Source organism: Pauljensenia sp. 27098_8_83 (genome assembly GCF_041432695.1).
GTDB lineage: Bacteria > Actinomycetota > Actinomycetes > Actinomycetales > Actinomycetaceae > Pauljensenia.
This window is the reverse complement of record NZ_JAPWAD010000001.1, coordinates 191,124-216,408: the sequence shown is the minus strand read 5'-3', so window position 1 is coordinate 216,408 and position 25,285 is coordinate 191,124. Positions and strand designations below refer to the sequence as shown.

21 protein-coding genes are annotated in these 25,285 nt (G+C 65.3%); 15 read left to right on the top strand and 6 right to left on the bottom strand.

The window, feature by feature from the left end:
* Positions 1–170: 170 nt before the first annotated feature.
* From O3656_RS00970 to O3656_RS00960, 3 genes are all read right to left on the bottom strand, one after another.
* Positions 171–1,535: a Na+/H+ antiporter family protein gene (locus tag O3656_RS00970; protein ID WP_500062197.1), complete on the bottom strand. Its 1,365-nt coding sequence runs from the start codon at positions 1,533–1,535 to the stop codon at positions 171–173.
* Positions 1,536–1,607: 72 nt separating this feature from the next.
* On the bottom strand, positions 1,608–2,414 hold the full coding sequence (proC, locus tag O3656_RS00965) for a pyrroline-5-carboxylate reductase (RefSeq protein ID WP_500062196.1): 807 nt from the start codon (positions 2,412–2,414) through the stop codon (positions 1,608–1,610).
* A 149-nt stretch (positions 2,415–2,563) separates the two neighbouring features.
* Entirely contained in the window at positions 2,564–4,546 is a 1,983-nt protein-coding gene (locus O3656_RS00960) for a helicase HerA-like domain-containing protein (protein ID WP_500062195.1), read from the bottom strand.
* Positions 4,547–4,753: 207 nt separating this feature from the next.
* Between O3656_RS00960 and O3656_RS00955 the strand changes: the two genes are divergently transcribed.
* From O3656_RS00955 to O3656_RS00935, 5 genes are all read left to right on the top strand, one after another.
* Positions 4,754–5,494 carry a helix-hairpin-helix domain-containing protein gene (locus O3656_RS00955; RefSeq protein ID WP_500062194.1) on the top strand — a complete coding sequence of 247 codons (741 nt, stop codon included), beginning with the start codon at positions 4,754–4,756 and terminating at the stop codon, positions 5,492–5,494.
* Complete coding sequence (locus O3656_RS00950) at positions 5,491–7,071, top strand: ComEC/Rec2 family competence protein (RefSeq protein ID WP_500062193.1); 1,581 nt, start codon at positions 5,491–5,493, stop codon at positions 7,069–7,071. Before O3656_RS00955 ends, O3656_RS00950 begins: the two co-directional genes overlap by 4 nt.
* A 138-nt stretch (positions 7,072–7,209) precedes the next feature.
* Positions 7,210–8,187, top strand: coding sequence for a DNA polymerase III subunit delta (gene holA / locus O3656_RS00945; protein ID WP_500062192.1), 978 nt, complete (start codon positions 7,210–7,212; stop codon positions 8,185–8,187).
* Positions 8,188–8,241: 54 nt separating this feature from the next.
* Entirely contained in the window at positions 8,242–9,990 is a 1,749-nt protein-coding gene (locus tag O3656_RS00940; protein WP_500062191.1) for an ABC transporter ATP-binding protein, read from the top strand.
* A gap of 1 nt (position 9,991) precedes the next feature.
* Positions 9,992–11,923: an ABC transporter ATP-binding protein gene (locus O3656_RS00935; RefSeq protein ID WP_500062190.1), complete on the top strand. Its 1,932-nt coding sequence runs from the start codon at positions 9,992–9,994 to the stop codon at positions 11,921–11,923.
* 185 nt (positions 11,924–12,108) lie between these two features.
* Here the strand turns inward: O3656_RS00935 and rpsT are convergent, their stop codons facing one another.
* Both rpsT and O3656_RS00925 read right to left on the bottom strand, forming a co-directional pair.
* Complete coding sequence (gene rpsT / locus O3656_RS00930; protein WP_500062189.1) at positions 12,109–12,375, bottom strand: 30S ribosomal protein S20; 267 nt, start codon at positions 12,373–12,375, stop codon at positions 12,109–12,111.
* Between the two features lie 211 nt (positions 12,376–12,586).
* Positions 12,587–13,219, bottom strand: a complete 633-nt coding sequence (locus tag O3656_RS00925) for a type II toxin-antitoxin system PemK/MazF family toxin (RefSeq protein ID WP_500062188.1) — start codon at positions 13,217–13,219, stop codon at positions 12,587–12,589.
* 156 nt (positions 13,220–13,375) lie between these two features.
* Between O3656_RS00925 and O3656_RS00920 the strand changes: the two genes are divergently transcribed.
* The 10 genes from O3656_RS00920 (at position 13,376) to O3656_RS00875 (ending at position 24,377) form a co-directional block, all read left to right on the top strand.
* Complete coding sequence (locus O3656_RS00920; protein WP_500062187.1) at positions 13,376–14,392, top strand: hypothetical protein; 1,017 nt, start codon at positions 13,376–13,378, stop codon at positions 14,390–14,392.
* 96 nt (positions 14,393–14,488) lie between these two features.
* Positions 14,489–16,345, top strand: a complete 1,857-nt coding sequence (gene lepA, locus O3656_RS00915) for a translation elongation factor 4 (protein ID WP_500062218.1) — start codon at positions 14,489–14,491, stop codon at positions 16,343–16,345.
* 11 nt (positions 16,346–16,356) lie between these two features.
* Positions 16,357–17,154: a tRNA (guanosine(46)-N7)-methyltransferase TrmB gene (trmB, locus tag O3656_RS00910; RefSeq protein WP_500062217.1), complete on the top strand. Its 798-nt coding sequence runs from the start codon at positions 16,357–16,359 to the stop codon at positions 17,152–17,154.
* Positions 17,155–17,178: 24 nt separating this feature from the next.
* Positions 17,179–18,471 (top strand): radical SAM family heme chaperone HemW, encoded by a 1,293-nt coding sequence (hemW, locus tag O3656_RS00905; RefSeq protein ID WP_500062186.1) that lies wholly within the window; start codon positions 17,179–17,181, stop codon positions 18,469–18,471.
* Positions 18,472–18,770: 299 nt separating this feature from the next.
* Complete coding sequence (locus tag O3656_RS00900) at positions 18,771–19,460, top strand: SatD family protein (protein ID WP_500062185.1); 690 nt, start codon at positions 18,771–18,773, stop codon at positions 19,458–19,460.
* The gene (locus tag O3656_RS00895; protein ID WP_500062184.1) at positions 19,453–20,280 is read left to right on the top strand and encodes a hypothetical protein; all 828 of its coding nucleotides are present in this window, start codon (positions 19,453–19,455) and stop codon (positions 20,278–20,280) included. The genes O3656_RS00900 and O3656_RS00895 overlap by 8 nt, the downstream gene beginning before the upstream one ends.
* Positions 20,281–20,306: 26 nt before the next feature.
* On the top strand, positions 20,307–21,209 hold the full coding sequence (locus O3656_RS00890; RefSeq protein ID WP_500062183.1) for a DUF3097 family protein: 903 nt from the start codon (positions 20,307–20,309) through the stop codon (positions 21,207–21,209).
* A 148-nt stretch (positions 21,210–21,357) separates the two neighbouring features.
* Complete coding sequence (gene hrcA, locus O3656_RS00885; RefSeq protein ID WP_500062182.1) at positions 21,358–22,401, top strand: heat-inducible transcriptional repressor HrcA; 1,044 nt, start codon at positions 21,358–21,360, stop codon at positions 22,399–22,401.
* A gap of 62 nt (positions 22,402–22,463) precedes the next feature.
* Entirely contained in the window at positions 22,464–23,582 is a 1,119-nt protein-coding gene (dnaJ, locus tag O3656_RS00880; RefSeq protein WP_500062181.1) for a molecular chaperone DnaJ, read from the top strand.
* A gap of 6 nt (positions 23,583–23,588) precedes the next feature.
* Complete coding sequence (locus tag O3656_RS00875) at positions 23,589–24,377, top strand: 16S rRNA (uracil(1498)-N(3))-methyltransferase (protein ID WP_500062180.1); 789 nt, start codon at positions 23,589–23,591, stop codon at positions 24,375–24,377.
* Positions 24,378–24,383: 6 nt separating this feature from the next.
* Here the strand turns inward: O3656_RS00875 and O3656_RS00870 are convergent, their stop codons facing one another.
* Positions 24,384–25,283 carry an aldose-1-epimerase gene (locus O3656_RS00870; RefSeq protein WP_500062179.1) on the bottom strand — a complete coding sequence of 300 codons (900 nt, stop codon included), beginning with the start codon at positions 25,281–25,283 and terminating at the stop codon, positions 24,384–24,386.
* Between the last annotated feature and the right edge of the window lie 2 nt (positions 25,284–25,285).

Genomic DNA, 25,285 nt, shown 5'->3' with positions numbered 1-25,285 from the left:
AGTTGTCTCCATCCGAGTCGTGGACTGTTTGCCCCACTAGCCTACGTTTCCCCAGGCATTTCGGTCCAATGCTGGGCCTGTGAGCTCCCGGCGCGTCGCTCACACGAGGCCGGGGCCAGGTCGCGCATTCGTGTAACCCAGCCCCGGCCTCGTCAAGGAGAACGACGGAATCAGAGGACCATCGCCGCGATCCACCCACCGATCAACAGCGGAATGTTGTAGTGGATGAACTCGGGAATGACCGTGTCTCGCATGTGGTCGTGCTGACCGTCGACGTTCAGACCAGATGTCGGGCCGAGCGTCGAGTCGGACGCGGGTGAGCCGGCGTCGCCCAGCGCGCCCGCCGTGCCGATGATCGACACGGTCGCGATGGGGGAGAAGCCGAGCGCCACGCACAGAGGCACGTAGATCGCGGAAATAATCGGCAGTGTCGAGAAGGACGAGCCGATACCCATCGTGATGATCAGTCCGACCACGAGCATGATCATGGCGGCCAGTGCCTTCGACCCATTGAACATCGCGGAGGTCTGCTGGACGAGGGGCTCGATCTGGCCGGAGGCCTTGAGGACCGAGGCGTAGCCCTGTGCGGTGATCATGATGAGGCCGATGAGGCTCATCATCTTCATGCCGCCGCTGAACACGTCGTCGGCCTGCTGCCACGGAACGACGCGCATCGCAAGCATCATGCACAGGCCCACCAGGGCACCCACGAGCAGCGGGTCGGCCTCGGAATCCATCTTGGTCATGACGGCCTGGATAACGAAGCAGGCGACGAGGGCAGCGACCGCGGCCCAGACCTTCTTCATATCGATGGGCTTGTCGCTGTTGGAGCTGAACGAGGTCTCGCGCTGTTCGTATTCGCGCGGCTTGCGGTAGGAGACGAGCAGTGCGATTGCACAGCCCACGGCCATCGAGGCTGCGGGGATCGCCATGGCGGCCATCGGGTTGACGATGCCCTCGACCTGCAGGCCCGCATCTTCGATGTTCTTGTAGAGGATGTCGTGCAGGAAGATTCGGCCGAAGCCGATCGGCACGAACATGTAGGTCGTGACGATACCGAAGGTGATCGCACAGGCGACCAGGCGACGGTCCATCTTGAGTTCGTTCATGACGCCGATAAGCGGAGGCACCAGCAGCGGGATGAACGCGATGTGAATCGGGATGAGGTTCTGGCTCATCACGCCCATGACGAGGACGCCGCCGAGGATGCCCCACTTAGCGGAGCGGGCCACGCGCGCCGAGTTCGACTCATCGGCATTACGCAGCTTCTTGATGATCCAGTTCGCCAGCAGACGCGGTAGACCCGAGTGGGCGACCGACATCGCGAACGCGCCAAGCAGGGCGTAGGACAGGGCGATCTTTGCACCGCCGGCGAGGCCATCCTGGAAGGCGACCATTGTGCCGGACATGCCCATGCCGGCGACCAGGCCGCCCACGAGGGAGGCCACGAAGAGAGAGATGACGACGTGCACGCGTGCGATGCTGAGGATCAGCATGACGAGCACGGAGAGCACGACTGCATTGAAGAGCAACATGTGTGTTCCTGTGTTGAGGGTGCGCGGGTGCGCCAAATAAAGGGGAGGTAAGCCGCGACGCGGCAGGTGGAGTCAGCCGAGATGGGAATCGGCGTGGATGGATGCGTCGACGGCACCTACCAGTGCGGTCGACAAACCACCTTCCTCGGCGGCCAACAATCCTGCGATTGTGGTGCCGCCGGGGCTCGTCACCCGATCAATGAGTTGCGCGGGGATCGTGCCCGCTTCGCGCTCGGCGAGGAGCAGAGCAGCGGCTCCCGCCATCGCCTGCGCGGCAATCTCGACGGCGCTGTCCTTGGACAGGCCGTACTTGAGACCAGCGCGGGCGAACGAATCAACAATCTGGAAATACCAGGCCGGAGAGCACGAGGCCAGGGCCTGGAACACGGGGAAATAGTCCTCGTCGATGAGGATGGTGCGGCCCACCGAATCCATGAGGGATCGGACGGCTGCTACCTGTGCGTCTGTGGCGCGCGTGGCCGTCAGGGCGGTCATGGACTGCCCGACGGTGGCCGCGACGTTCGGCATGACGCGCACGAGCGGGATGCCCGCGCCGAAGTCAGTGGTGATCTGGTCGAGGGTGCGTCCGGCCGCCAGGGAGACGACGCAGGCGTCGGGTCGGGAGACCACGATGGGGGCGATCTCCTTGACGACTGCGCGCTGGTCCTTGGGCTTGACGGCCAGGAAAATGATGTCGGCCTGGCGGGCCAGGGACGCATTCGAGGAAGCGGCGGTCGCGCCGAGCTCGTCGGCGAAATCGCAGGCCTTCGCAGCCGTGCGGTTGGAGAAGACCAGTGTCGCGGGATCGACGCCGGACGCGACGGCACCGCGAGCAATGGCCTGGGCCATGGCTCCCGTTCCGATGAATCCGATACGCATCAGGGTCTCCCACGAGGAATTGGTTAATTGCGATGCAGTCTACTCCACTTTGCCGTTTCTTGGTGTAGTGGTCGCACTGTGAGACGAGGCCGGGGCGTGGTCTCCCGCAAGGAGTCCCGCGCCCCGGCCTCGTGCCGACATCGTGGGTGTCAGCGCTTGCGCGTGCCGAAGATGGAGCGCGTAATCTCGCGGCCGGCGGTGCGCAGGACGGACCCGAGGACGTTTTCGACCTGGCGGGTACGGCGTTCGGCGGCGCGCTGGCGGGCGGCCTCCTCCTTCTCCTGCTGCTTCTCAACCTGGCGGCGCAGCCGCTCCATTTCCTTGTGACGAGCGGCCTCTTCCTTGGCTGCGGCCTTCTCGGCCTCCTTGGCAGCGCGCTCGGCTTCCTTTTCGGCCTCCTTCTGCGCGCGTTCGGCTTCCTTGGCTGCCGCCTCCTGCGCGATGGCTTCCTCACGGGCGGCCTGGGCCTCGGCGGCGCGGCGCTCGAGCTTCTCCTCGGCCGAGTCCGGGTTCACGGCGTCGCGGTAGCGGCCCATGATGACACTGGACTGGTTGATACGCGCGATCGTGTCGGCGGAGGCGGGGCCCATGACGGAGGCGGGCGCCCAGATGCCCACGGGCGTGACCGGGGTGGGGTTACCCTTCGGATCCAGGACGGTGACGACGGCCTCGCCGGTGCCCAGGGTCGTGAGGACCTCGTCGAGCTCGAGGGACGTCTTCGGGAAGGTCTGGACCGTGGCCTTGAGCTTCTTGAAGTCATCCGGCGTGGAGGCGCGCAGGCCGTGCTGGACGCGCGAACCGAGCTGTGCCAGGACGTCGGAGGGGATGTCCTTGGGGGTTTGTGTCACGAAGACGACGCCCACGCCCTTGGAACGGATGAGGCGCACGGTCTGGACGACCTGGCGTTCGAATTCCTTGGTGGCGTCCGCAAACAGCAGGTGTGCCTCGTCGAAGAAGAACACGAGCTTGGGACGCTCGACGTCACCGACCTCGGGCAGGGTGGAGAAGAGGTTGGCGAGCAGGAACATAATGACCGCGCTGACCAGGGCCGGGCGCGAGGAAATGTCCCCGACGCCGAGCAGGGAGATGATGCCGCGGCCGGTCGAATCCATGCGCATGAGGTCGGCCGTGTCGAAGCCGGGGGCGCCGAAGAACTGGCCGCCGCCCTGGGACTCGAGCGCGGTCAGGGCACGCAGGATGACGCCGGCGGTGGCCTTGGAGACGCCGCCGATTGTGGCCAGCTCGTCCTTGCCCTCGTCCGAGGTCAGGAAGGAAATGACGGCGCGCAGATCGGGCAGGTCCACCAGCTCAAGGGCCTGGCCGTCCGCCCACGCGAAGATCAGCTGGAGCGCCTGCTCCTGCGTGGTGTTGAGGGAGAGAGCGCGGGCGAGCAGGATGGGGCCGAAGTCGGAGACCTGGGCGCGAACGGGCACGCCCGGGAACTGCGAATCCGCCCCACCCAGACTCAGCAGCTCGATCGGGAATGAGGCGGGTGCCCAGTCCTGACCGTTGGCCGCGGTACGGCTCAGGAGCTTCTCGGAGCTGGCCCCGGCCTCGGCCAGGCCCGTCAGGTCGCCCTTGACGTCGCACAGGAGCACGGAGGAACCGTTCGCGGACAGGCCCTCGGCCAGGAGCTGGAGAGTACGTGTCTTGCCGGTGCCCGTCGCTCCGGCGACCAGGAGGTGACGGTTGAACATGGGCAGCGGCATCTTGGCGCTGACGCCGGGCACGCGCGCACCATTGTCGATGAGCGTGCCGATCGTGACCGCGGGGACGTCCCAGGAGTAGGCACCCTGGATCTGGGCGGCGAAGGCCGACAGTTCGCCGCTCGGTGCGGGGGACGAGGCCGGGGCGGCCTCGGGTGCTTCGGCGGCGGGAGCGTCGGTGGCGGGGGTGGCCTGCGCGGCCTCCACCTGGCTGCGCAGCGCGTCGGCTGTGGCACGCGCATCTGCGGCCTGAGCGGCCTCAGCCTCGGCCTGTGTGGCGGGTTCCTGCGCGGCCGCGGATCCGGCGGCTTCGAGCTGAAGACGCAGGGCTTCGGCCTTCGCGCGGGCGGCCTCAGCCTCGGCGGCCTTCGCCGCGGCTTCCGCTGCGGCGAGCTGCGCCTTCAGATCCTCGATGTTCTCGCTCATGGTGTGGTCTTTCGGCTCTGGGCGCGGTGCGCCGCTGTACTTCGACGTTACCGGAACAGTATCCCTTGGGACTGCGGTCCCATGCGAGTTATGCCGGGGCGGGGTGAGTGTGGGATTCATCCACAGCCCCCGTGCGCCCACTGTAGTTATCCACAGGGGTGTCATTTCGCGTGTTCTGAGCCCATGCGTCGGGGTTAGCGTGCGGACATGAACGTGTCACGATGGTTGGCGCGTCGGCGCATGGCGGCGCTGACGAAAGCCGTATACGACAGTGCCCTGAGCGAGGATGACGAACCCGCCGAACCGAGCGTCGCCCGCTTCCTCCCCGGAGGAGCGAGCGTCGCCGCCCTCATTGTCGTGGTCGTGCTCATCGCAGCCGTGGGCGTATGGAGGCACGCGGCCACGCAACAACGTGCCGACAGCCTCGTCCAATCCTCCTCCGAGCGACAGGAGAGCGGTGCCACGGTAGCTACTGCGCCCCCAGCCGCGTCTGCACCTCCGTCCGTGTCGGTGGGGGACCAAGCCACAGACGTTGTTGTCTACGTCTCCGGCGCGGTTGCCTCTCCCGGAGTACTCACCCTTCCCGCCTCCTCCCGAGTCATCGACGCCATCACCGCAGCGGGAGGAGCTCTGCCCGAGGCCGACCTGGAGTCGATCAACCTCGCACGCATCCTGGTCGATGGTGAGCAGATTCGGGTTGGCATCGCAGGGGAGTCGCCGCCGCCCTCATCACCCGAAGGGGACACGGCCGCGGGAGCTTGCGTCCGCCTGAACACCGCCACCGAGACAGAACTCCAGACGCTACCCGGCATCGGCCCCGCCCTCGCTAAGCGCATCGTCACCTACAGATCCACGCACCCACGCCTGACATCCGTCGACGAACTCGACGACGTCCCCGGCATCGGCCCCTCACTCATCGAGAAGATACGACCCGGAGTGTGTGCATGAGCGACTCACAATGCGCTCCCCGCATGATCGACCTGCGCCTCGCACCCGCAGCCGCCGCCACCTGGGTTGCCACCTGGTGGGCGACGGGACACCGCGCGCCCGGGGAGACCATCGGCGCGTGCGCCATCCTCGCCCTCGCCTGCGCCGCCTCCTACGCGTGCTCGAGGCGAGGCCGACGCGCCCCCCGGCATGCCCTCACCCCACCCAGATCGCTCCGGCTCGGCCTCGCACTGCTCCTCGCGTGCATGGCCTGCGCGCTCGCGGTCGGATCCGTCGCGCGCAGGCAATATGACGCAGACCCCGCACGCCGCGACTCCGGTCCGATTCACGCGCGCGTACGCCTGCAGACCGACCCAGCCCCGGCCTCGTCAGGCTTCTCCACCACACGCCGCGCCCACGTCCGCACCGAGGCCGTCGCAGCGGGGAAGGAATGGATACCCTCCCATGCGACCGCACTCGTGAACGCTTCCGGGTGGGGCAGCGGCGCGCGCGGCGACATCTACGAGATCTGGGGAACCCTGGACGTCACCTTCGCGTCAGACGCGCCGTCGGTGGGCGCGATCCGCGTCAGACGATCCCAGCTGATCGAGCGGCCCGACGGTCTAGCGGGCTGGAGGCGCACCACCCACGAAACCTTCGCCCGCGCATGCTCCTCACTTCCCGCGGACGCGCGCGCCCTCGTGCCCGGCATGGCGATCGGGGACGACCGAGGCATGCCCGCAGACCTCGCCCAAGCCATGAGAATGACCTCCCTCACCCACCTCACCGCCGTCTCCGGATCCCACATCGTCATCATCCTCGCCACCGTCACCCTCGTGGTCCCCGCACGAAAACCCCTGCGCCTAGGGGCAACCATCCTCGTCCTGGGCACAATCCTCATCCTCGTCGGCCCCGAAGCCTCAGTCCTCCGCTCCGTCTGCGTCGCCGCCGTCGCCGCCCTCGGACTCATCCTCGGACGCGACGGCCAATCCATCGCCGCCCTGAGCGCCGTCGTGATCGCCACGCTCCTCATCGACCCCTGGGCCGCCCGCTCCTACGGCTTCGCGCTCTCCGTGCTCGCCGCGCTCGCGGTTGTTGGCCCGTCGTCTGCGCTCATTCGTCGCTCGCGCCGACGCATTCGCGGGGATACGCGTGTGGGGCGGGTGTTGCGTCGGCTCGTGGAGATGGTCTGTGTGCCGGCTCTTGCAGAACTCGCGACCGCGCCCCTCATCGTGTCACTGTCGGGGACAGTGCCGGTGTGGGGGATCGTCGCCAACGTTCTCGCTGAGCCCGCCGTGCCCATCGCGACCATCGCTGGGCTTGGCGGCAGCCTCGTGGCTCCGCTGAGTATCCCAGTCGCCTCGGCATGTGCGCGCGTTTCCTCGTGGGCGACGGCGTGGATCGCGGGTGTTGCTCGGTTGTGCTCGGATCTACCGGGAAATGGGGTGGCCGTGCCCGGCGGGGCAGCGACCGTTGTGAGCATATATGCGTGCGGCTGCGCCGGATGGCTTGCCTGGCGGGCGTGGGTGCGGTGGGGAACTCCGCTCATCGACGAGAGCGAGCTCATTGACGAGAGTGAAACGTCAGGGCAGGAGTAAGACGCCACTATGGGGGTGCCGTCAAACCGTCGTGACACCTGCCACGACTATTGTCCGCCGTGGGCAAAGAGGGACGCAGATGGGCCCTCCGAGTGGCAGACTTAGGGAGTTACTATCACAGCGGAAAGGCAGGAAGACGTGGCAGCACGCGGTTCGCGCCCGGCGGCCCCAGCCGAGATAACGCTGGCACCCATCGTGTTGATCAAAGGACCCGAAGGCCTCCTCGTCGACCGTGCCCTCGACCGGCTACGCGCCCTCGCCCACGAGGCCGACCCCAACCTCGAACGCACCGACATCAACGCGGCCACCTACCAGGCCGGACAGCTCGACGTGATCGCCTCGCCCTCGCTCTTTGGCGAATCCCGCATGGTCATCATCCGAGACCTCGAGACCATGAGCGACGCACTCGCGAACGACCTCATCGCCTACTGCGCGGCACCCGCCCCCGACGTGTGGATGTTCCTAGCCCATCCCGGTGGAAACGCCCGGGGCAAGAAAGTCATCGACACGATCACCAAGGCCAAATGGCCCGTAATCCCCGCCGATCCGCTGAAAAACGACCGTGACAAGCTGGCCCTCATCGCCTCCGACGTGCGGGCCGCGCGTCGGCAGATGGACACCGAGGCCCAGCAAGCCCTCGTGGACGCGCTGGGTAACGACCCTCGCGCGATGGCGGGCGCACTGGCGCAGCTTCTCTCCGACGTGAGCGGACGCATCACCCTGGAGGACGTGCGGCGTTACCAGGCGGGACGCGTTGAGGCCACGGGATACGACGTCGCCGACGCGGCCGTAGCGGGCAACTCGGCGAAGGCCCTCACGCTCGCCCGGCACGCGTTCGCGACCGGCATTGCCCCGCAGTTGCTCGTCAGCGCTCTGGCCATGAAGTTCCGCGCCATGGCGAAAGTGTCGATCGGTGGCTCGGCGTCCACCCTGAAGATGGCCCCCTGGCAGGTGGACCGAGCGAGGCGCGAGCTGCGTGGCTGGTCCGACGCCTCGCTGGCAGGGGCCTTCGGCGCCATCGCCACGGCAGACGCCGAAACAAAGGGCGCGTCGCGGGACCCCGAGCGCGCCATCGAAAAAGCAATTATCACCATCTGCAGGCTGCACGGGCGCTGAATGCGCGCCCCGGCCTCGTCTATCGGACGCCCGTAGGGAACGAAGAGGAGATACATGAAAACCATCCGCACGCTGGTGGGGAGGCTACGCGAGTTTAAGACCGCCTCGATCCTGACCCCGCTGTTCATCATCGGGGAAGTGATCCTCGAGTGCTTGATCCCGCTCACCATGGTCTCGCTCGTGGATGCACTCGACGGCGTATCCCTGAGCCCCGTCATGCGCCTGGGCCTGATCCTGACCGGGCTGGCCTTCACCTCGCTGGCCTGCGGTATCCTCTCCGCGCGCTTCGCCGCGACCGCCTCGGTGGGCCTGGCAAAGAACCTGCGCCAGGACCTCTTCTTTAAGGTGCAGGACTTCTCGTTTGCGGACATCGACCGCTTCTCGACGTCCTCTCTGGTCACCCGCATGACCACCGATGTCACCAACGTGCAAAACGCCTTCGGCATGCTCATCCGCATCGCTGTGCGCGTGCCCCTCATGATCGTCTTCTCCATCGTCATGGCGTGGCGTATCAACGTCCAGATGGCCCTCATCTTCCTCGGCATGGTGCCGGTGCTCGCCATCATCCTGGCAGCCATCGTGCTCATCGCCTTCCCGATCTTCCGTCGTATTTTCAAGAAGTACGATGCCCTGAACAACTCCGTGCAGGAGAACGTCGCGGCGATCCGCGTGGTGAAGTCCTTCGTGACCGAGGACTACGAGACCACGAAGTTCCGCGCGGCATCGCAGGACGTACGCAAGGACTTCACGAACGCGGAGAAGCTCATCGCGCTCAACAGTCCCGTCATGATGTTCTTCGTCTTCGCAGCGATCGTGGCCGTCGACTACGTTGGCGCTTCGATCATCATCAACTCGGGCGCGACCGAGCTGACGAAGGGCGGGCTCACCGCCCTCATCACCTACGGCATCCAGATCCTGACACATATGCTGATGCTCGCCTTCATCTTCGTCATGACGACGATGGCCGCAGAGTCCGCGCACCGTATCGCCGAGGTTCTCAACCACGAGCCGTCGCTCACGTCACCCGAGAACGGCGCGACCGACGTTGCGGATGGTTCCGTCGTCTTCGAGGACGTGTCCTTCAAGTATTCGGCGAGCGCCGAAGAGAACGCCCTGTCTGACATCAATCTGCGCATCGAATCCGGATCGACGCTCGGCGTCGTGGGCGGCACGGGCTCCTCCAAGACCTCGCTGATCCAGCTGATCTGTCGCCTTTACGAGGTCTCCGAGGGATCCGTGAAGGTCGGCGGTCGCGACGTGCGCGACTACGATCTGAGCGCCCTGCGTGACGCGGTCGCCGTCGTCCTGCAGAAGAACGTTCTGTTCTCCGGCACGATTAAAGACAACATGCGCTGGGGTAACCCCGAGGCCACCGACGAACAGATCGAGCATGCGTGCAAGCTCGCGCAGGCCGACGAGTTCATCCAGCAGCTGCCCGGGGGCTACGACTACGTGATCTCCCGAGGCGGCAGCAACGTGTCGGGTGGCCAGAAGCAGCGCCTGTGTATCGCCCGTGCACTGCTGAAGAATCCCAAAATCCTCATCCTGGACGACTCGACCTCCGCGGTGGATACGAAGACCGACTCGCTGATTCGCAATGCTTTTGAGACCGAGATCCCGGGCACGACGACGATCATCATCGCCCAGCGCCTCTCGTCGGTGAGCCATGCCGATCAGATCATCGTCCTGGACGACGGTCGTATCACGGAACGTGGGACTCACGAGGAGCTGATGGCAGCGGGCGGCGAGTACCGAGAGATCTACGATTCCCAGAACGCCGCGAGCGAAAGCGAGGTGGCCTGACATGGCACGCACGCGCAACTCCCGAATCGACGACGCTGACAAGCTCGAGGGTATTGAGCGTCCCTTCGGCCGTCTCATGGCCTACGTCTTCCGGCACTATCCGGTTCGCATCTGCCTGACGATTGTGTGCATCATCCTCGCATCCGTGGCCTCGGCCGTCGGCTCAATCTTCATGCAGCAGATCGTCGACAACGTCGTGACCCCGGGCCTGGAGAGCGGCTTCGATGCGGTGCGAGGAACCCTGGTACGCCTCGTCGTCACGATGGCTGTCATCTTCGGTGCCGGCGTTATTGGCAGCTTCATCTACACGCGTGCCATGGCGATCGTGACGCAGGGGACACTCAAGCATATGCGTGACGACATGTTCGACTCGATGGAGCGCCTGCCCCTGCGATTCTTCGACACGCACCCGCACGGCGCGATCATGTCGACCTACACGAACGATACGGACGCGATCCGCCAGCTGATCGGCCAGTCGATCCCGACGCTCATCCAGTCGGGCCTGACCATCATCGTGCTGGTTGGCACGATGCTCTACTACTCCGTGTGGCTGTTCCTCGTTGTGCTCCTCGTGGGTGCGCTCATGGCCTTCCTGACCGGCAAGCTTGGAGGCCTGTCGGGCCGCTTCATGAAGGCGCAGCAGGCGGCTCTCGCTGACGAAGAAGGCTTCATCGAAGAGATGATGGACGGCCAGAAGGTCGTCCAGGTCTTCAATCACGAGCAGGATGCCAAGGATGAATTCGTGGAGTTCAACCAGAAGCTCTTCGAGTCCTCGCAGAAGGCGAACATCTACGGCAACGTGCTGATGCCTGCCCTGGGCAACATCGGCAACATCATGTACGTCGTCATCGCCATCGTCGGTGGCGTCATGATCCTGGAGCAGACACCGAACATCCACCTTGTCGGCGTTGACGTCATCACGGTCGGCGTGGTTGTCTCCTTCCTGGGTATGGTCCGTAACTTCTCGCAGACGATCGGCCAGATGTCCATGCAGGTCCCCATGATCGCCCTCGGTATGGCGGGTGCAGGCCGCGTGTTTGCGCTCATCGACCAGAAGCCCGAGGAGGACGAGGGTTACGTGACCCTCGTGCGTGCGCGCGAGCTGCCCGATGGCTCGCTCGAGCCGACCGAGGAACGCACGGGAATCTGGGCGTGGCGTCACCCCCACCAGGCCGACGGCTCCGTCACCTACACGCGTTTGCGCGGCGAGCTGGTCATGGAGGACGTCGACTTCTCCTACGACGGCGAGAAGCAGATCCTGCACGACATCTCCCTGTGGGCCAAGCCCGGCCAGAAGATCGCCTTCGTGGGTGCCACGGGTGCCGGCAAGACCACGATCACCAACCTGATCAACCGCTTCTACGACATCGATGATGGCAAGATCCGCTACGACGGCATCAACATCAACAAGATCCACAAGCCGGACCTGCGCCGCTCGCTCGGCGTGGTCCTGCAGGACGTCAAGCTGTTCACGGGCACGGTCATGGAGAACATCCGCTACGGCCGCCTGGACGCCACGGACGAGGAATGCATTGCCGCCGCGAAGCTGGCCAATGCGGATTCCTTCATCCGTCGTCTGCCCGAGGGCTACGACACGATGCTGACGGGCAACGGCTCGAATCTCTCGCAGGGCCAGGCCCAGCTCCTGTCGATCGCGCGTGCCGCCGTGGCTGATCCTCCGGCGATGATCCTGGATGAGGCAACCTCCTCGATTGATACGCGCACCGAGGCCCACGTGCAGCAGGGCATGGATAACCTCATGGAGGGGCGCACGGTCTTCGTGATCGCCCACCGCCTGTCGACGGTTCGTAACTCGGACGCGATCATGGTCCTCGACCACGGTCGCATCATCGAGCGCGGCAGCCACGACGACCTGATCGCGCAGAAGGGCGTGTACTACCAGCTGTACACGGGCGCATTCGAGCTCGAGTAAGCGCTGGTGGATTGCCGCGATGCCCCGGCCTCGTTTCGACGAGGTCGGGGCTCAGCTATGCGCGTGACGTGCCGGAGTGCGGACACGATCGGGGGCATGCCTCGCCCCGCACAAGCACGGGGGAGTGGGTATACGAAAGCGGGTCGCCCAGTGGGCGACCCGCTTCATGTCAAACGTGCGTTTGATCAGTCAGCGATCGAGGCGACGCGACGAGCAAGCTTGGACTTGCGATTCGCGGCCTGGTTCTTGTGGATGACGCCCTTGGAGACGGCGACGTCCAGCTTGCGCGAAGCGATGCGCAGAGCGGCGATAGCCTTGTCCTTGTCGCCGGCCTCAACGGCCTCGCGCGTGTGACGGACCAGGGTCTTCAGCTCGGACTTCACGGACTGGTTACGAACGCGGCGCTTCTCGTTGGTGAGGATGCGCTTCTTCTGGGACTTAATGTTTGCCACAGTCGGATTTCTCCTTGATGTATGTCTGACAGGGTCGGTGAGGGCTGTGTCAAGACCGGGACTTAGGCGTGGGGACACCCGCAAACGGTCCTAACCAGACCCCCTGCCCGACCAGGCCGGGAGTCCAACGACCGATCATACCAGGGAGGGGCCTTCTCGTCATATTCCTGGTGCTTGTCCGGCCTCGTAAGGTCGGTCACGTGTCGCGGGGTTATTCTCCGTGCGTGCGGTAGTGCTCCTCGAGTGCGTCGACGATGAGCTGCCAGGTCGACTTGGGCAGGATGGAGCCCTCGCGCCGCACATCGGTGGCCTTCACCCACAGAGCGCGGTCGAGACGCACCTCGGAGGGGCGGCCCTTTGAATCCCATTCGCCTGAGCCGATGTTGAACCAGTAGCGTCCGGCGGCCGCCTCCTGGGCGGCATCGCGTGTGTGGTCCTTACTCGTCAGCTGCAGGATATATACGCCCTCGCCCTGCGCGCCGATGACGACGGCTGGTCGGTCCTTACCGACGGAGGCGTCCTCCTGATAGGGGACCCAGGTCCACACGACTTCACCGGGGTCGGCGTCCCCATCCATGACGGGCGTGTACGAGGCATTGGCGAGCGCGTCGGCGATGCTCGCTTCGCGGATGGACGTCTGGGGGCGATTCGAGGTCGCCGGGTCCTCGTAGCGGTGGGCGGAGCCGGAGTGCGCGTTGGATGGTGAGGACGAGCGCGGCTTGGCTGTCGTCTTGTTGTTCGACTGGTGCTGCGATGGCTTGGTGGTGTTCGACTGTGATTCCTCGGCGGTGCCGGAGATGACGCTGATGAGGAAGTTGAACAGGCCCCTGACGAATGAATTCATGGGACCAGCATACGGCAGGGGAGGATTCGCCCGATTTTATCCACAGGGGTTCTGCGCGCGGCCAGGTTATCCACAGGGGTCGTTTCTCTGCGTGACAGTGCGCGGTTGTCTGTTTCATTCTGGATGTGTTCGCAGATGAACCCTCAACGATGAAAGGTGACGACGATGTCCACTGCAACGATTCACGGTCCGATCGTATCCCTCGATGCTTTCGGCCTGGCCTCCTCCACCCCTGGCTCACCCGACGCCCGGGCGCGCGCGTGCCTGGCTGATGCATTGAGCAGCGCCGCTGGCGGCGCGTTGGAGCGAGCCCTTGAATGTGCGACGGGGGTGTACCAGGACGAGGAGGTTGCGATCGAGCTGCGTCTCGAAGCGGCCAAACTCTGTGTCGACTGGCATAGCGCGCGGGGATCCTACGACCGGTGCCGACGCGTGGCGGGTGATGCCGCGCGGCTCGGAGCGAGGGTTCTGGAGCGTGACCATCCCCTTGTCCTCATGCTGAGGAACTCGGAAGCCTACTGGCTGTCGGTTCTGGGGTTCAACGATATGGCGGCCCGCCGCTTCGGGGCGCTCGTCGCTGATGTGAAGGCCTGCCGAGGCCTCGACCCTCAGATTGCGTTCGCGATTCGCAATAACTCGGCGATGCCGTGGAAGAACACGGGCAAGTGGAACAGGGCGGCCCGCGTCTATCGTGAGCTCCTCGCGGACATGGAAGAAACTCGCGACGAGGCCGACATGACGCTGCTGACGGTACGCGACAACCTCGCTGAGGTTCTTTCAGCCGATCGACACTACGACGAGGCGATCGCGCTCTACGAGCGCAACATGGACGCGCTGCTGACGGTGGTTGAACGCAGTGACTGGCGGGTGTTGCGCCTGCGCAACGAGATCGCTCGCAATGCCTGGATGGGAGGTGATCGGGATGCCGGCGAGGATCTGTGGACGGTCCTGGCAGAAGACTGCCGCCGATATCTGGGGGATCGGGATCCGCTCACGGCGCGTATCCGCACCATTTTGCTCACCTTGGCCACGATGCGCGGGGACGAGACACGTGCCGAGGTTATTGCGCGCAAACTCCGCGACGATCACCCCGATGACTGGGAAGACTGCGATTTCACGGAGGCGATCTCCATCGTTGCTCAGGGGGAGATGGGAGGCGCGTCAGGGCTGTGAGCCGTGGTCACTGTGCGCGACTTCCCGCGCCTGAACTGGCACAAACGCCTGCGACAATGGGACGATAAGGAGGTTAACGACTTCACGGAGGTTCACGTGCCCATCCCCACGCCCGCGCAGCAGGCGCAGATTCGCCCGGCCCACACCCCGCAGGGGCAGATCCGTAACTTCTGCATCATCGCCCATATCGATCATGGGAAGTCGACGCTCGCGGACCGCATGCTCCAGCTGACCGGCGTCGTTGAGGCCCGCGAGATGCGCGACCAGTACCTCGATCGCATGGACATTGAGCGCGAGCGTGGCATTACGATCAAGAGCCAGGCCGTGCGCATGCCGTGGGCGTATGAGGGAACCCCCTACGCGCTCAACATGATCGATACGCCTGGGCACGTGGACTTCACGTACGAGGTTTCCCGTTCTCTCGCGGCGTGTGAGGGTGCGGTCCTCCTTATCGATGCGGCGCAGGGCATCGAGGCACAGACGCTCGCGAACCTGTACCTGGCCCTCGAGAATGATCTCGCGATCATCCCGGTCCTGAACAAGATCGACCTGCCGGGTGCTCAGCCCGAGAAGTACGCCCACGAGGTTGCCCAGCTGATCGGCTGCGACGAGGACGAGGTCCTCAAGGTCTCCGGCAAGACCGGCGAGGGCGTCGAGGAGCTGCTCGACCGCATCGTCGAGGCTGTCCCTGCCCCCGAGGGCGACCCCGAGGCGCCCACGCGCGCGATGATTTTTGATTCCGTGTACGACACGTACCGCGGCGTCGTCACCTACGTGCGTGTCGTTGACGGCGTGCTCTCCACCCGCCAGCGCGTGCGCATGATGTCCACGGGTGCCACCCACGAGCTCCTCGAGTTGGGAGTGATTTCGCCGGAGCCGAAGCCCGAAGAGGGCATCGGCGCTGGCGAGGTGGGTTACCTGATTACGGGCGTGAAGGACGTGCGCCAGTCCCGTGTCGGTGACACGGTGACGAGCCAGGTACGAGGCGCGACCGAGGCACTCGAGGGCTATCGCGACCCCAACCCCATGGTGTTCTCCGGCATCTACCCGGTCGACGGCTCTGACTTCCCGGACCTGCGCGACGCCCTCGAGCGCCTTCAGCTCAACGACGCAGCGCTGACCTTTGAGCCGGAGTCCTCCGCGGCCCTCGGGTTTGGCTTCCGCTGTGGCTTCTTGGGACTACTCCATCTCGAGATCATCCGCGAGCGTCTGGAGCGCGAGTTCAACCTCGACCTCATCGCGACGGCCCCAAACGTCGTGTATCGCGTCATTACTGAGGACGGCACCGAGGTGCGCGTCGACAACCCGAGCGAGTTCCCCGAAGGCAAGATCTCCGAGGTGCGCGAGCCTGTCGTCAATGCGACGATTCTGACGCCCACCGAGTTTACGGGCACCATCATGGAGCTGTGCCAGGAGCGTCGCGGCTCGATGCGGGGCATGGACTACCTGAGCGAGGATCGCGTGGAGCTGCACTACCAGCTGCCCCTGGCCGAGATCGTCTTCGACTTTTTCGATCAGCTCAAGTCCCGCACGCGCGGCTACGCCTCCCTGGATTACCAGGAGAGCGGCGAGCAGAGTGCCGACCTCGTCAAGGTTGACATCCTGCTCAACGGTGATCGTGTGGACGCGTTCAGTGCGATCGTGCACCGCGACGCGGCTTACAACTACGGTCAGCGCATGACGAAGCGCCTCAAGGAACTGATTCCTCGCCAGCAGTTCGAGATCCCGGTCCAGGCGGCGGTGGGTGCGCGCGTGATCGCCCGAGAGACGATCAAGGCGCTGCGTAAGGACATGCTCGCCAAGTGCTATGGCGGCGACATTAGCCGTAAGCGCAAGCTGCTCGAGAAGCAGAAGGAAGGCAAGAAGCGCATGAAGTCCATCGGCCGCGTTGACGTGCCGCAGGAAGCCTTCATCGCTGCGCTGACCTCCGACGTTCCGACGGGCAAAAAGTGAGCGAAGATCGGATGAACGAGGCCGGGGGTCGTCGTCCGGGTGAGGCTCCCGAGGGCACGGTCTTCATGAGCCGTACGAAGTCTTTCACGCGGCGCACGCGCGAACTACCCGCGAACCTTGCGCGCACATGGGAGGCGCACGCGCACCGCTATGTGGTTGAGCCGCGTCGCGGCGTTGGCTACACGACGGTCGCGCAGGATTTCACGCTCGATCTGGCTGAGCTATTCGGACGCCGCGCTCCCGTGACGCTCGAAATCGGCTCGGGCACGGGCGAACAGATCGTCGCGGCTGCGGCCGCTCATCCTGAGCGCGACTTCCTGGCCCTTGAGGTGTGGGTTCCGGGCATCGCGAAGCTCGTTTCGAAGGCCGTCGACGCAGGGGTGGACAACATCCGCGTCATCGAGGCCGACGCAGCCCAGGCGCTTCCGATCATGCTCGGGGACGCGTGTCTGGATGAGGTCTGGACGTTCTTCCCCGATCCGTGGCGCAAGGCCCGGCACCGTAAGCGTCGCCTGGTGTCCGATTCGTTTGCTCTCGAGGTCGCGCGCCTGCTGCGCGACGGGGGAGCGTGGCGTCTGGCCACCGACTGGGACGACTACGCCTGGCAGATGCGAGACGTGGTCGAAGCCTGCGAATTCTTTGACAACCCGCACGCCGGGGAACGTCCGGACCCGCAGGATCCGCAGCCTGAGCGTGGGGGATTCGCCCCGCGTTTCTCAGGACGCGTCGTCACGCACTTTGAGACCCGAGGCATCGATGCTGGCCGCCACGCCCATGACATCGTCGGCATTCGTCGTCCCCGTGGCTGACGTCGTGAGACGCGGAGTGCGCCGGTGAGCCCCGCCCAGCCCGAGGGTGAGCGCTGGTCGACCGACGGATCACTTGACCCCGGCCTCGTCGAGGCGGATCGCGGTCGTCCCCTCTCCCTGTACGTGCACGTCCCTTTCTGTCGCGTGCGCTGCGGATACTGCGATTTCAACACGTACACGGTCGGTTTCGGCCCGGGCGCGCAGGTGGGGGACTACGCGCCCTCTGTTCTCGCCGAAGCCGCTCTGGCGTCTCGGGTCATGTCCGAGGCTGGGCTCCCCACGCGCCAGGCGCGGACGGTGTTTTTCGGTGGCGGTACTCCGACGATGTTGGATGTTGATGAGTTGACCGAGATCCTCGTAGGCCTGCGTGAACGCATCGGTATTGCACCGGGTGCGGAGGTGACCCTCGAGGCTAACCCCGATACGGTGACGCGGGATGGCCTTGCGCGACTGGCACAGGCTGGGTTTACGCGAGTGTCGTTCGGTATGCAGTCTGCCGTGCCCGAGATTCTTGCGACCCTGGATCGCACGCATACTCCCGAGCGTGTGCCCCTCGTCGTTGAGTGGGCGAAGGAGGCTGGCCTGTCGACGTCGGTGGATCTAATCTACGGAACGCCGGGGGAGAGCCTCGCTGATTGGGAGACGTCCCTGCGTGCAGCTCTGTCATACGAGACCGACCACATCAGCGCCTATGCCCTCGTCGTCGAGGAGGGGACCAAGATGGGGGCGCAGGTGGCCAGGGGCGAGCTGCCGACCCCCGATCCGGATGACGAGGCTGCCAAGTACGAGCTCGCCGATGCCCTCCTGGGCGAGGCGGGATACGCGTGGTACGAGATTTCGAACTTTGCGCGCGTCACCGAGGAGGACCGCGCCTCGGGACGTCCATCGACCTTCTATGGGCACGCCTCCTCCCATAACCTGGCCTACTGGCGGGACTGGGATTGGTGGGGCTTCGGGCCGGGAGCGCATTCGCATGTGGGGCGTATGCGCTGGTGGAACGTGAAGAACCCGGGAGCCTACGCGGGGCGTCTGAATGCTGGACAGTCTCCCGCTTACGCTGGCGAGGTTCTCGACTCGGATGCGCGCGAGCTGGAGCGCGTCATGCTGGGCGTGCGTACGTCCGAAGGCGTTGAGATTGTGGGGCTGCCGGGTCTGTCACTGCCCGATGGAACGCGTGGCTCCTCCGATGGGCGTATCGCCACGCTCATTGCGGATGGGCTGATCGATGGGGCTTGCGCTCTATCCGGGCGCGTTGTCCTCACGCTGCGCGGTCGTCTCCTCGCGGACTACGTGACCCGCGAAATTATGGGGTACTAACGGTCGTGTGCTGCCTATGTGGCGGAATATGCGTCTGGTGGTAAACATTGTTGCGCAACCCCATGTGCCGCGATAGAGCTTGTACTTCCCGTAGTACAAGTGTGAATGCGGAGATGGTTATTTACTGTTTGACACTCGGTTCGCATGCGCAATGTGACAAGCTAGCATTACGTCGCAATACTGTTGACATCATGGTTGAAATATGTTTGCCTAGATGTGTCATGTGAAGCCGAGTAATTTGCAGGGTTCCTCCATGAGGGGGCTTGTGAAGAGCCGTATACAAGGAAAAGTGTGGTACTGTGACTCTTCGTTACGCCGTCATTGCTGACATCGTGGGCTCTCGTACGCTGACCAATCGTGCAGAGGCTCAGAGAATCTATGAGGCTGCTCTTGGGGATGCGAGTGAGGGGCTCGCGCTACTGCAGGCACCTTACCCGACGGTCGGTGACGAATTCCAGGCTGCGGCGTACACGCTGGAGGATGCTCTTCTCCTGACGTTGCGCGCGCAGCTTCTGCTTCCCCCACAGCTTCAGCTTCGCTTCGGAATTGGTGCGGGACGAATTGAGGAGTTCTCCTCAGGTGTTCATCGTCAGGCTCCGGCGCGGTTGCGTGGTACGGAGTCGGCGCAACTTCAGGATGGCTCAGCTTGGTGGGCGGCCCGCGCTGCGATCAACCGTGCGCATGACGTGCAGGACTCATCGAATCCGTTCATCCGCACATGGTTCATTGCACACGCCTCTGTCGAGTCGTCCTTCCCGAGCCATTGCCAGACCTGCATCAATGCGCTGCTGAGCCTGCGCGACCATGCGATCTTGAAGCTCTCCGCGCGTCATCGCCGCATCACCGCTGCGCTGCTTCTCGGTAAGACCCAGGTGGAGATCGCTCGGGCTGAGAAGCTCTCGCAGCAGGCCATTTCTGACTTCGCCCGGGGCACGGGGGTGGGGTTGATCCAGTCGTCACTCATCATTGCGGAGGCCGCACGTGCATGAAGTCCTTCTCCTGGGCATCGCTGCCTCGGAGCTGACCGTCCTCCTCACGTCAGACCCGCGACGCTGGTCGCGGCGCCTGTCGCTCTTTCTGACGCTGCTCCTCGCGGTGATCTGCTACGCGTGGTTCGTCCTCGGCGTCAGTGCGCTGGCGAATGCGCTCGGCGCGACGCTCGCGATCGTGTGGTTTGCATGGGATCTCGTCGATCCATCTGCGCGCGGGGTGCTTGGTCGTTGGGCGTTGGCCTCCATCGGCTTTGTCGCGCTCCTGAGTGCGGAACCGACCGAGTTTCCGATGCTGTCGCTGCGCTCGGGACGTTCGATCGACCTCATTATTGCCGTTCTCTTCCTCGTCACGGGTCCGGTCAATCATCTGATTACCGCGATCCTGCAGTGTGCGCGCGGTCGTGCTTCTGAGCCTGTCCCCGGGTGGATTAACGCACCCGTCCTGCCGGCGATGCCTGCGTCGGTGTCGGAGGATGGCGACGAAGCCCACGAGGAATCGGACGCCGTCGAGCCTCCTCTTATCTCGGGTGCGTTGCCCATCGTCGCCGGTCGCACAGAGGATGAGGGCGAAGTGACGGCACTGCGTGGTGGCCGCTGGATCGGTCCGCTTGAGCGTCTGCTGATCATCGTTCTCGCCGGTGCGGGCGCGGAGGTCGCGATTGCGGCAGTCGTTGCCGCCAAGGGCGTCATCCGTTTTCCTGAAATCTCGCAGGATTCGACCGGGGAGAAGGCTGAGGAATTCCTCATCGGCTCAGTGTCCTCGTGGATTCTGGCCGCCCTCGTGTCGATGCTCATTCACGCCGTGAGCCTGCACTGAGCGGTTGTGCCGCTAGAGTAAGCCGGGTGAATAGCTCAGATCCCTACGGTCGCAACATCTTCGCCCATGACCCGCATCGCGACGGGCCGGGGGCGAGGCGTCCGCGCTCTCAGGCAGTCCATGTCGAGATCGGCATGGTGCTGGAGGATGTCGCCTCCGGTTGGGTCGGTGCCGTGACGCGCGTGGAAAAGTCTGGCGGTGTTCACCTCGTGGAGCTGGAGGATCGGCGAGGAGTACGTCGGTCCTTCCCCCTCGGCCCCGGTTTTTGGCTGGAGGGTCGTCCCATTGAGGCGCTGCCGCCGCGTCCGGCCCCTGCCCGGGCCTCGTCCGGCCCCCAGGTCAGTGCGTCGGGACGTCGCATCACGAACTCCGGTTCGTTCGCGCCCGCGTCGAGTGGCCCCAAGGTTGCCAAGCGCTCGCGCATCTGGGTGGAGGGTCGTCATGACGCCGAACTCGTGCAGCACGTGTGGGGCGAGGACCTAGCCGAGGCGGGCATCGCTGTGCAGCTCCTCGAAGGCGTCGACAATCTCGAGGCGGTCCTGGACATTTTTGGGCCGACGGATACGGCGCGCGCGGGTGTTCTGGTCGATCACATGGTTCCCGGGTCGAAGGAGTCTCGCATTGCCGAGGCCATGTCAGCCCGCTGGCCGGGCGCGGTTCTCGTCCTCGGTCATCCTTTCGTCGACATTTGGCAGGCCGTCAAGCCGGCCCGTGTGGGCCTTGAGCGTTGGCCGGATATTCCGCGCGGTACCGATATCAAGCATGGGACGCTTGACGCCCTCGGCTGGCCGCACGCCGACCAGCGTGACATTGCGATGGGGTGGAAGCGAATCCTGTCGACCGTGCGCACCTATCGTGACCTCGAGCCCGCGCTGCTGGGCAGGGTGGAGGAACTCATCGACTTCGTGACGGTTCCCTGGGCGCAGTGAGGATCCCCTGCGATGCGCCGATGAGTCTGCCTTGTGGAGGTTCGCGCAGGGCGCACGAGTCGTTGCACACTACGCTCGCCTCCCGCGAAGGACCGGGAGTAGCATTGGCACTCAGGAAGCATGAGTGCCAAGCAGGGAGGGAGACGGCATGACACGCACGAGTGCACAGGACCGCCGCCTTGACGTCCTGCGTGCCATCGTCACCCAGTACGTGGCCACCCGTGAACCCGTCGGCTCCAAGGCGATCGCCGCCGGGGGCCTGGGCGTGTCCTCGGCGACGATCCGCAACGACATGGCCGTCCTCGAGGAAGCCGGGCTCATCTACCAGCCTCACACCTCCGCCGGTCGTGTGCCGACCGACCGGGGATACCGAGTGTTCGTCGACCGGCTCGCCGAACTTAAGCCCATGAGCGGCCCCGAGCGCCAAGCCCTCGAAACGTTCCTATCCGAATCGGTCGACATCGACGATGTCGTGGAGCGCTCGGTCCGCCTCCTCGCACAGGTCACGCATCAGGTGGCCCTCGTTCAGTACCCGGGCGCGCGTGCGCGCGTCCTCAAACACTTTGAGGCCATTGATCTGGCGCCCGGTCGTGTCCTCATCGTCGTCATTACCGCCGACGGCGAGGTCGGGGAACGCACCTTGAGCCTGAACGCGCCTCTCGACGATGGACAGTTACACGAGGCCCGCGAGCACCTGCGGTGCCACTGCGATGGTGCCACGTCTGCGACCGTGCAGGCATGCGTCGACGCTGCGGCTGCCTCGGCCCGCCCCGACCTCGTCGGGACCGTCGCCGCGATCGGCGCTGCCCTCACCGACGTCCTCAGCGGTCCAAGCGAGTCGAAGATCGTCGTCGCGGGCGCCGCGAACCTGGCGCGGGGAGCGCTCGACTTCCACGACATCGCGCCGGTCCTGGACGCGCTCGAAGAACAGGTCGTGCTCATGAGGCTCTTTGCCGAGGTCGACCCGGGTGATGACGTGCACGTCAGTATCGGTGCGGAAAACCCCCACGACGGCCTAGCGGAGGCAGCCGTCGTCACCGGAACCTATCGGGCGGGCGCCGACGAACAGGGCGGACGTGCTCACCTGGGCATCGTTGGTCCCATGAGAATGGACTACGCGCACACCATGAGCTCGGTGCGAGCCGTGGCCGCCTACCTGTCGCGCTACCTTGCCCAGGAAACCCACAGCTAACTCGGCTGCGTGCCGAGCACGATGACGATGAACGAACGACCCCACGAGAAGAAAGAGCAAGCGTGAGAGACTACTACGAGGTCCTCGGCGTCGCCCGTGACGCTAACCAGGACGAGATTAAGAAGGCCTACCGTAAGCTCGCCCGAAAGCTGCACCCCGACTACGCGGGCGCAGACTCGGAGGAAGCCTTCAAGGAACTGTCCGTCGCGTACGAGACGTTGTCGGACCCCGAGAAGCGCCAGATGTACGACATTGGTGGTCCGGATGCGCTGCGCGGTGGCGGAGCCGGAGCGGGCGCCGGGTTCGGCGGTTTTTCCGACATTTTCGAAGCCATGTTTAGCGGCGGCTTTGGCGCGTCGGCGTCGGGTCCGGCCTCGCGCGTGCGTCGGGGCAAGGATCGCCAGGTCGTCGTTGACATCACCCTGGAGGACGCCGCTTTCGGCGCGGCCAAGGAAGTGTCCTTCGATACCTACGTTCTGTGCGATGCCTGTCACGGCTCGATGTGTCAGCCGGGGGCCTCGCCCACGCAGTGCACGACCTGCCACGGCTCGGGTTTCGTGACTCAGATCCAGAACTCGCTCTTCGGTCGTATGCAGACGCAGGCTCCCTGTCCGACGTGCCAGGGATACGGCAACATCATTGAGACCCCGTGCGCCGAGTGCTCGGGAGCGGGACGCGTGCGCACGCGCCGCACTCTCAACGTCAACATCCCCGCGGGTGCCAGCGAGGGCACGCAGATCCGCGTGAGCGGCGAGGCCGAGGTCGGCCAAGGCGGCGGCCCCAACGGCGACCTCTACCTGTTGATCCGCGAGAAGAAGCACCCGGTCTTCGATCGCCGAGGCGACGACCTGCACACGTGGATCACGATCCCGATGACCACGGCGGCGCTGGGCACCGAGTTCGAGCTGGATACTCTCGACGGTAAGAAGACCGTGACGATCAACCCCGGCACCCAGCCCAACGATGACATCGTCCTGGAGGGTCTGGGCGTCGGCCACCTGCAGCGCTCGGGCCGCGGCTCGATGCATGTGCACGTGGACGTTCAGATCCCCAAGAAGCTCGACGACAAGTCTCGCGAGCTGCTCGAGGAGCTGGCGAAGGTGCGCGGCGAGGTGCGCGTGGAGCCTCACCGCCAGCAGTCCTCGTTCTTTGACAAGCTCCGCGACACCTTCATGGGGTGATGCACTGTGACGCTGCCCGTTTTCCTCGGCTCGGACCTGACCCCGGCCCTTGAGTCACTGTCCGTGGGGGACAGCGCGACCCTCGGGGGAGCCGAAGGACGTCACGCAGCCTCGGTGCGCCGCATCGGCGCGGGGGAGTGGGTCGACGTCGTTGACGGGCTCGGCTTGTGCGCGACCTGCGAGGTGAGCGGGAGCGACAAGTCCACGCTGTCCCTGATCGTGCGCGAGCTTGCGCAGGAGGACGCCCCGAGCCCTGAGGTCGTCCTCGTCCAAGCTCTCGCCAAGGGTGGACGCGACGAGGCCGCCGTCGAAATCTGCACGGAGATCGGCATCGACAGGGTGATCCCGTGGGCCTCCCAGCGTGCCATCGTCCAGTGGAAGGGCCCGAAGGCCGAGAAGGGGCGCGCGAAGTGGGAGGGCGTGGCCCGCGCGGCCGCCAAGCAGTCCCGTCGCGCCTACGTCCCGGTCGTTGAGGACGTCAAGGACAGCCGCGAGCTCGCCTCCTGGGTCGCCTCTGTGACGGACGAGGCCGGGGTGGCCTTCGTCTGCCACGAGGAGGCGACGGAGTCGCTCGGAGCCGCTCTCGCTCGCATCCAGGAGTCCAGTGAGGAGGATGCCCTGCCCGCGCGGATCGCGCTCATCGTGGGTCCCGAGGGTGGCATCGGACCCGAGGAAACCGCGCAGCTGCTGGACGCGGGTGCCCGCACGATCGGGCTGGGAGACAACGTCCTGCGTTCCTCCACGGCCGGCGCGGTTGCTCTGACGCTGATCCGCGCCGCCGCTGGGAAATACTAGGACCCGTCAGCGCTCGAAGCCGGCGATCCGCGCGCTGAGCGTGTGGGTCTGTCCCGTGCCCAGCGCGACCACGTCAGTGCCTGAGTTGAAGGCGTTCGGCGGGCAGCTCATCGGCTCGACGGCCACGCCCACACGGCCGATGTAATCCGCCGAGTAGACCTGCAGCCAGCGCGCGTCAGACGACAGGGACACGCCCACGCCCACAGCGGGGTCGCGCAGCGTCACGGTCCACGTACCCTCGGGCAGGCCCGCGAAGGCGTGGTCCAGCTGGGAGGTGCCGACGGCAGCGGGGGAGCGGAAGTCCAAGCCGAAGTCCGCCACGTCGTGGGCGGCGACCGGGATCATGGAGGCGTCGGCCTCGTAGATGATCGATGCGGGGTTCACCAGCTCCAGATCGTCCGCCCGCGTATCGTCGATGGCCAGGTAGGGGTGGAAGCCGACGCCGTAGGGGGCGGTGCCCTCGCCGATGTTCGTCGCGGACAGCTCGATGGTCAGGCCCGCGTCCGCATCCAGGCTGTAGCGCGTCGATGCAAGAAGCGTCCACGGATAGGAATAGCGCGCCGCGATGAGGGTGCGCAGGAGGACCGAGGAGGTGTCGACCTCGGCGATCTCCCACTCCTGGAAGGCCACGAAACCGTGGAGCGCAGTCCCGAAAGTGGGCTCGTCGACGGGAAGGTCGTAGGAGCTTCCCTCCCACGAGTAGGAGCCACCTGCGACGCGATTCGGCCACGGCATGAGCACCTTGCCCTGGTATCCCGGGGGGCACTCGTGCACGGCGTGGGAGACAATCAGCTCGTGCCCGCGGTAGCGCAGGCCAGCCAGACCGGCTCCGACGGTGACTATCCGCGCCTCGTAGTCCCAGGCCTGTAAAACGATCTCGCGCCCCGATGCACTCCGGTCCAACATTG

Excerpts from the sequence above, each read along its gene's own strand:
- O3656_RS00970 (WP_500062197.1), bottom strand. The coding sequence starts at position 1,535 with ATGTTGCTCTTCAATGCAGTCGTGCTCTCCGTGCTCGTCATGCTGATC.
- proC (WP_500062196.1), bottom strand. The coding sequence starts at position 2,414 with ATGCGTATCGGATTCATCGGAACGGGAGCCATGGCCCAGGCCATTGCT.
- O3656_RS00960 (WP_500062195.1), bottom strand. The coding sequence starts at position 4,546 with ATGAGCGAGAACATCGAGGATCTGAAGGCGCAGCTCGCCGCAGCGGAA.
- O3656_RS00955 (WP_500062194.1), top strand. The coding sequence starts at position 4,754 with ATGAACGTGTCACGATGGTTGGCGCGTCGGCGCATGGCGGCGCTGACG.
- O3656_RS00950 (WP_500062193.1), top strand. The coding sequence starts at position 5,491 with ATGAGCGACTCACAATGCGCTCCCCGCATGATCGACCTGCGCCTCGCA.
- O3656_RS00940 (WP_500062191.1), top strand. The coding sequence starts at position 8,242 with ATGAAAACCATCCGCACGCTGGTGGGGAGGCTACGCGAGTTTAAGACC.
- O3656_RS00935 (WP_500062190.1), top strand. The coding sequence starts at position 9,992 with ATGGCACGCACGCGCAACTCCCGAATCGACGACGCTGACAAGCTCGAG.
- O3656_RS00925 (WP_500062188.1), bottom strand. The coding sequence starts at position 13,219 with ATGAATTCATTCGTCAGGGGCCTGTTCAACTTCCTCATCAGCGTCATC.
- trmB (WP_500062217.1), top strand. The coding sequence starts at position 16,357 with ATGAACGAGGCCGGGGGTCGTCGTCCGGGTGAGGCTCCCGAGGGCACG.
- hrcA (WP_500062182.1), top strand. The coding sequence starts at position 21,358 with ATGACACGCACGAGTGCACAGGACCGCCGCCTTGACGTCCTGCGTGCC.
- O3656_RS00870 (WP_500062179.1), bottom strand. The coding sequence starts at position 25,283 with ATGTTGGACCGGAGTGCATCGGGGCGCGAGATCGTTTTACAGGCCTGG.